This window comes from Mesorhizobium sp. STM 4661, assembly GCF_000359125.1.
In the GTDB taxonomy this organism is placed as follows: Bacteria; Pseudomonadota; Alphaproteobacteria; order Rhizobiales; family Rhizobiaceae; genus Mesorhizobium.
Genome location: NZ_CAAF010000050.1, coordinates 1 through 6,407 on the forward strand (window position 1 = coordinate 1; position 6,407 = coordinate 6,407).

The window sequence follows — 6,407 nt, forward strand, 5'->3', positions numbered from 1 at the left end:
TAGCCCCTCGGGGAGAGGTCGGATTGCCCCGAATTGCCCTTCGCAATTCGGTTGGCAATCCGGGTGAGGGGGCTCTTGCCCATATGCGATTGCTCGCCGTAAACGGGGTGAAGATACCTAATCCACCCACATCCCCGTTCGCTTGTGCCAGTCGGCGATCGACTCCTCGGGATAGACGTCGAACACCTTGTCGCCCTTGCCGATCTCAGGCTCGACCCAGTTCGCCTTGTATTTCAGCATCAGATGCACCTTCTCCGGCGGTTTCGGCAGGTCGCTGTCGATCGCCGAGGCGAAGGGATGCACCAGCTCCGGCCAGGTCGGATCGTAGAGCCAGAGTGCGGCTCCGCATTTGCGGCAGAAATTGCGCTCGCCTGACGAGATCTCGCATTGTGGATGCTCGTCATCCTCGATCTCGGCCCGGTAGACGCCGAGATTGCGCTTGCCCTTGATTTTCAGCGTCTCGTAGTCGGCGCCGAGATTGATGGCGAAGCCGCCGCCGCCCTGCTGCTTGCGGCAGATCGAGCAGTAGCACAGCATGAACGGCACCGGCGTGTGGCTTTCCACCTCGAAGCGGACGGCATTGCACCGGCAGGATCCTTTGAGCAGAAGCGGCATTATGGCGAACTCCGACGAATTGGCTCTCAACCTGTCAGCATGGTTTTGGTTGCGGCGATGACAAGGCCAAATCCGGATGACATGATCACGATATGGACAATGAACGCATCGCCGAGCTTTTCGAAGGCCTCGGCCCGGTCGGCATACGAAAGTTGTTCGGCGGCAAGGGCATCTATTTCGACGGCGTCATCGTCGCGATCGTGCTGCGCGGCGAGCTGTTGCTGAAGGCGGACGCTGAAAGCGCTCCCGATTTTGAAGCCGCCGGCTGCCGGCAATGGACCTATACCGGCTCGCGGCACGGCAAGCTCGTGTCCATGCCCTATTGGAGCATTCCCGACAGCGCCTTCGACGACCCGGACGAGATGGCGGTCTGGGCGCGCCGGGCCTATGAGGCGGGGCGGCGGGCCGGGAAGTGATCTGCACCGCCACAGGCAATGACTTCGGATTTGAATCCCTCACTCTTGCCCCGGCGGTTGCGCTCATGCGACTTCCCGCGACTCGGGCACAAGGGCCAGCGCCTCGGCAAAGGCCGCCGCCGTGAAGGCCGGAGCAAGCTCCGCGCTTTCGGTGGCGAGCATCGCCGCGGCGACGCCTTCGCGCAGCGCCGCACGCAACGTCAGGCCGTTGAGCAGGGCAGCGACCGTTGCGCCCGCCAGCGCATCGCCGGCGCCGGTGGCGTCCACGATTTTCCGCGCCGGGGGCAGGACCGAGAAGGCGCTGGTTTCGTCGAAGCCCAGCACCAGACCGTTGCCCGCCGTCACCACGCCGCTTCTAAGGCCGGCGCGCCTCAGCCCGCCAACGAGGTCTTGCTCCGTGGCGTCGGCGCCAGCCAGCACGATGGCCTCGGGCCGGTCCATGACGACGAGCGCCAGGCTGTCGAGCACCGGCGTCAGCCGCACCGCCTTGTCGGGCGAAACGGCGATGGCGAAGATGGGCCTGCCGGAAGCGAGAACAACCAGCCGCTCAAGCGCCGCGGACGGCAGGTTCGCATCGCACAGGATTGCATCGGCGGCAGTGATCGCCTCGCGCACCTTGGCGCGACGGATCTGCTTGGGCAGTGCCAGGTCGTAGAGCGCCATGTCGGCAAGGCCGGCGATCGGCGCGCCGTCGCGGTCGAACAGCACCGTGTGGCTCGGCGTCGCGCGGTCGAGGAACACCGCCGACAAATCGGCAATGCCGGCCGCGGCGATGGCCAGTGAAACCCTGTCGGCCAGCGCATCGCCGCCCCGCACCGAAAGCAGCGAGCCGGAGGCGCCGCGCCGCACGGCGCAGCTAAGCGCGTTGAGGACACTGCCGCCAACATCCTCGCGCATCGTGCCGAGATTCGACGCGGCCGGTACATAGTTCCCCGAAACTCGGCCACGCCGGTCGATATGGGCGCCACCTATGGCCAGAATTTTTGGAGATTTCGTCATGCTGTGGTTATGCGCCTGTTACCTGTTCGGCGCCGACACTAGGCTGACCAGGAACTGGCTGCAATCAAAGCAGCGATTCGGAAGACCGGCGCGACGACACAGCCGGGACAATATGGGATACATCCCAGACCGAGCGGATGAAACAAAAAAAGAACAAATATGGATATTCCTTGTTTTTCAAATGTTTGGTGCCCCTTGCCAAACGAGAACAAAAAAGGTACAAATTAACAAGGATTACGGATTGTCCGGCCTTCATTGACGACCAAGGGGTGATGTATCATGGCTCAGAATTCTTTGCGGCTTGTAGAGGACAAAGTGGTGGACAAATCAAAGGCTCTGGACGCGGCGCTGTCGCAGATCGAGCGTGCTTTCGGCAAGGGCTCGATCATGCGGCTCGGTGCGAACGAGCAGGTCGTCGAGATCGAAACCGTGCCGACCGGCTCGCTTGGCCTCGACATCGCGCTTGGCGTCGGCGGCCTGCCGCGCGGCCGCATTGTCGAGATCTACGGGCCGGAAAGCTCGGGCAAGACGACGCTGGCGCTGCACACTGTGGCGGAAGCCCAGAAGAAGGGCGGCATCTGCGCCTTCGTCGATGCCGAGCACGCGCTCGATCCGGTCTATGCCCGCAAGCTCGGCGTCGATCTGGAAAACCTGCTGATCTCGCAGCCCGACACCGGCGAGCAGGCACTCGAGATCTGCGACACGCTGGTGCGCTCCGGTGCCATCGACGTGCTGGTGGTCGATTCGGTCGCCGCGCTGACGCCGCGCGCCGAAATCGAGGGTGAGATGGGCGATTCGCTGCCTGGCCTGCAGGCCCGCCTGATGAGCCAGGCGCTGCGCAAGCTGACAGCCTCGATCTCGCGCTCCAACACCATGCTCATCTTCATCAACCAGATCCGCATGAAGATCGGCGTCATGTTCGGTTCGCCCGAGACCACCACCGGCGGCAACGCGCTGAAATTCTATGCCTCGGTGCGCCTCGACATCCGCCGCATCGGCTCGGTCAAGGATCGCGACGAGGTCGTCGGCAACCAGACCCGCGTCAAGGTGGTCAAGAACAAGCTGGCGCCGCCCTTCAAGGTGGTGGAGTTCGACATCATGTATGGCGAGGGCGTGTCCAAGACCGGCGAACTGGTCGACCTCGGCGTCAAGGCCGGCGTGGTCGAGAAGTCGGGCGCCTGGTTCTCCTACAATTCGCAGCGCCTCGGCCAGGGCCGCGAGAACGCCAAATTGTTCCTGCGCGACAATCCCGACACGGCGCGCGAGATCGAACTGGCGTTGCGGCAGAATGCCGGATTGATCGCCGAGAAATTCCTCGAAAATGGTGGTTCCGAAGGTGGAGACGATGGTTTCGAGGACGAAGCCGGCGCCATGTAAGGCTTCGGCGGTGGCCGGAATCTGGCCATAATCTCGGTTAATTATCTACAGCTTATGTAATTGAGTTCTGTATCTTTGCGTTTCAAACCGCCGGCCTAGCGCCGGCGGTTTGCGTTTCATCCGTAGTGCAAAGACGACCGGCAAGCCCCGCGAATTGGCCCAATTCCGTGTTTCTGGACAGGCTGCAACGCGGCGGCTAAAAGGCCATGTCTATTTTCCGCCGGCAATCGGCGGTTCTCTCGAAAAGGCAGTATTATTCATGAGTGGCGTGAACGAGATCCGGTCGACATTCCTCGACTATTTCCGCAAGGAGGGTCACGAGATCGTCGCGTCGAGCCCGCTGGTGCCGCGCAACGATCCGACGCTGATGTTCACCAATGCCGGCATGGTGCAGTTCAAGAACGTCTTCACCGGTCTGGAAAAGCGACCCTATTCGCGTGCCACGACCGCCCAGAAGAGCGTTCGCGCCGGCGGCAAGCACAACGACCTCGACAATGTCGGCTATACCGCGCGCCACCTGACCTTCTTCGAGATGCTCGGCAATTTCTCCTTCGGCGACTATTTCAAGGAGCGTGCCATCGAGCTTGCCTGGAACCTGATCACCAGGGAGTTCGGGCTGAAGCAGGACAAGCTGCTGGTCACCGTCTACCACACCGACGACGAGGCCGCCGGCTTCTGGAAGAAGATCGCCGGCTTTTCCGACGATCGCATCATCCGCATCCCGACCTCGGACAATTTCTGGGCGATGGGCGACACCGGACCTTGCGGGCCGTGCTCGGAGATCTTCATCGACCGTGGCGAGCACATCTGGGGCGGCCCTCCCGGCAGCCCCAAGGAGGATGGCGATCGGTTCCTTGAATTCTGGAACCTGGTGTTCATGCAGTATGAGCAGGTGACCAAGGACGAGCGCATCGACCTGCCGCGCCCGTCGATCGACACCGGCTTGGGCCTGGAGCGCATGGCGTCCATCCTGCAAGGGGTGGACAGCGTTTTCGAAACCGACCTGTTCCGTCATTTGATCGACGCCGCGTCGTCCGCGCTTGGCCGGGGTCCCGATGCGGAGACCGTCGCATCGTTCCGCGTCATCGCCGACCATCTGCGTTCGTCCTGCTTCCTGGTGGCCGACGGCGTGCTGCCGTCCAATGAAGGCCGCGGCTATGTGCTTCGCCGCATCATGCGCCGCGCCATGCGCCATGCGCAGTTGCTCGGCGCCCGCGATCCCCTGATGTGGCGCTTGGTGCCGGCTTTGGTGCGCGAGATGGGCCAGGCCTACCCGGAACTGCTGCGCGGCGAACAGATGATCACCGAGACGCTGAAGCTTGAGGAAACCCGTTTCCGCAAGACGCTGGTGCGCGGCCTGGGCCTGCTTTCGGAAGCGACGGAAAGACTGGGTGCCGGCGACATGCTGGATGGCGAGACCGCCTTCAAGCTCTACGACACCTATGGCTTTCCGCTCGACCTGACGCAGGACGCGCTGCGCCAGCGCAGCATCTCGGTCGATCTTGCCGGCTTCACCGATGCGATGGAGCGGCAGAAGGCCGAGGCGCGCAAGAGCTGGGCTGGTTCCGGCGAGGCCGCGACCGAAACGGTGTGGTTCCCGGTGCGCGAGAAGAACGGCGCCACCGAGTTCCTCGGTTACGAGACCGAGGAGGCCGAAGGCCTCATCCAGGCGTTGGTCAGGGATGGCAAGACCGTCGATAGCGCCGCCAAGGGCGACACGGTTGCCGTGGTCGTCAACCAGACGCCATTCTATGGCGAGTCCGGCGGCCAGATGGGCGATACCGGCGTCATTTCAGGCGAGGGCTTCTCGATCGAGATCTCCGATACGCAGAAGAAGGCCGATGGCCTGTTCGTGCATCTTGGCAAGGTGGCCAGCGGCGCGGTCAAGACCGGCGCGACCGTCGAGTTGAAGGTCGACCATGCACGCCGCACCAGGCTGCGCGCGAACCATTCCGCGACGCATCTGATCCATGAGGCGCTGCGCGAGGTGCTGGGCACCCATGTCGCGCAGAAGGGCTCGCTGGTCGCGCCCGAGCGGCTGCGCTTCGACATTTCGCACAACAAGCCGATCTCGCCTGACGAACTCGAAGAGGTCGAGCGCATGGCGAACGAGATCGTCGTGCAGAACAGCCCGGTCACCACGCGCCTGATGTCGGTCGACGACGCCATTGCCGAGGGCGCCATGGCGCTGTTCGGCGAGAAGTACGGCGATGAAGTACGCGTCGTCTCGATGGGAACGGGCCTGCATGGCGCCAGGGCCAACCGGCCCTATTCGGTCGAGCTCTGCGGCGGCACGCATGTCAGGGCGACCGGCGATATCGGTCTGGTGCGCATCGTGTCGGACGGCGCCGTCGCCGCCGGCGTGCGCCGCATCGAGGCATTGACCGGCGAGGCTGCGCGCAAGCATCTCGACGAGCAGGACAGACGGCTGAAGGCGACCGCGGCGGCGCTGAAGATCTCGCCGGCCGATGTGCCGGCGCGCGTCGAAGCGCTTCTCGATGAGCGCAAGAAGCTGGAGAAGGAGCTGACCGAGGCGCGCAAGAAACTGGCGCTGGGCGGCGGCGCGGCGGCGGGTGCGCCGGCCGAAAACGAGACGGTCGCCGGTGTCGGTTTCCTCGGCAAGGCGGTCTCCGGCGTCTCGCCAAAGGATCTGAAGCCGCTGGCCGATGCCGGCAAGAAGTCGCTCGGCTCCGGTGTCGTCGTCTTCGTCGGCACAGCTGAGGACAACAAGGCGAGTGTGGTTGTCGCCGTCACCGACGACCTGACGGCCCGCTTCAGCGCCGTCGATCTGGTCCGCGTGGCATCCGCGGCCTTGGGCGGGCAGGGCGGCGGCGGTCGCCCTGATATGGCCCAGGCCGGCGGCCCCGACGCCTCGAAGGCCGGCGACGCGATCGCCGCGGTGAGGGCGGCGCTGGAAGCGGCTTGATCGGATAGGAGAATTTATCGCAAGGCTCGGAGGGACAGCACCCCCCTCTGTCCTGCCGGACATCTCCCCCGCAA

General features: G+C 64.0%; 5 protein-coding genes. 3 read left to right on the top strand and 2 right to left on the bottom strand.

Going from position 1 to position 6,407, the window contains the following annotated elements:
- Window positions 1-117 precede the first annotated feature (117 nt).
- On the bottom strand, window positions 118-615 hold the full coding sequence (locus tag MESS4_RS16300; RefSeq protein ID WP_006332845.1) for a GFA family protein: 498 nt from the start codon (window positions 613-615) through the stop codon (window positions 118-120).
- Between the two features lie 92 nt (window positions 616-707).
- Here MESS4_RS16300 and MESS4_RS16305 point away from each other — a divergent pair, with 92 nt between their 5' ends.
- Window positions 708-1,031, top strand: a complete 324-nt coding sequence (locus MESS4_RS16305; RefSeq protein ID WP_006332848.1) for a TfoX/Sxy family protein — start codon at window positions 708-710, stop codon at window positions 1,029-1,031.
- 63 nt (window positions 1,032-1,094) lie between these two features.
- Here the strand turns inward: MESS4_RS16305 and MESS4_RS16310 are convergent, their stop codons facing one another.
- Window positions 1,095-2,030, bottom strand: a complete 936-nt coding sequence (locus MESS4_RS16310) for a carbohydrate kinase family protein (RefSeq protein ID WP_006332851.1) — start codon at window positions 2,028-2,030, stop codon at window positions 1,095-1,097.
- 279 nt (window positions 2,031-2,309) lie between these two features.
- Between MESS4_RS16310 and recA the strand changes: the two genes are divergently transcribed.
- Complete coding sequence (gene recA, locus MESS4_RS16315) at window positions 2,310-3,407, top strand: recombinase RecA (RefSeq protein ID WP_006332853.1); 1,098 nt, start codon at window positions 2,310-2,312, stop codon at window positions 3,405-3,407.
- 259 nt (window positions 3,408-3,666) lie between these two features.
- Complete coding sequence (gene alaS / locus MESS4_RS16320) at window positions 3,667-6,333, top strand: alanine--tRNA ligase (RefSeq protein WP_006332855.1); 2,667 nt, start codon at window positions 3,667-3,669, stop codon at window positions 6,331-6,333.
- Window positions 6,334-6,407: the final 74 nt, after the last annotated feature.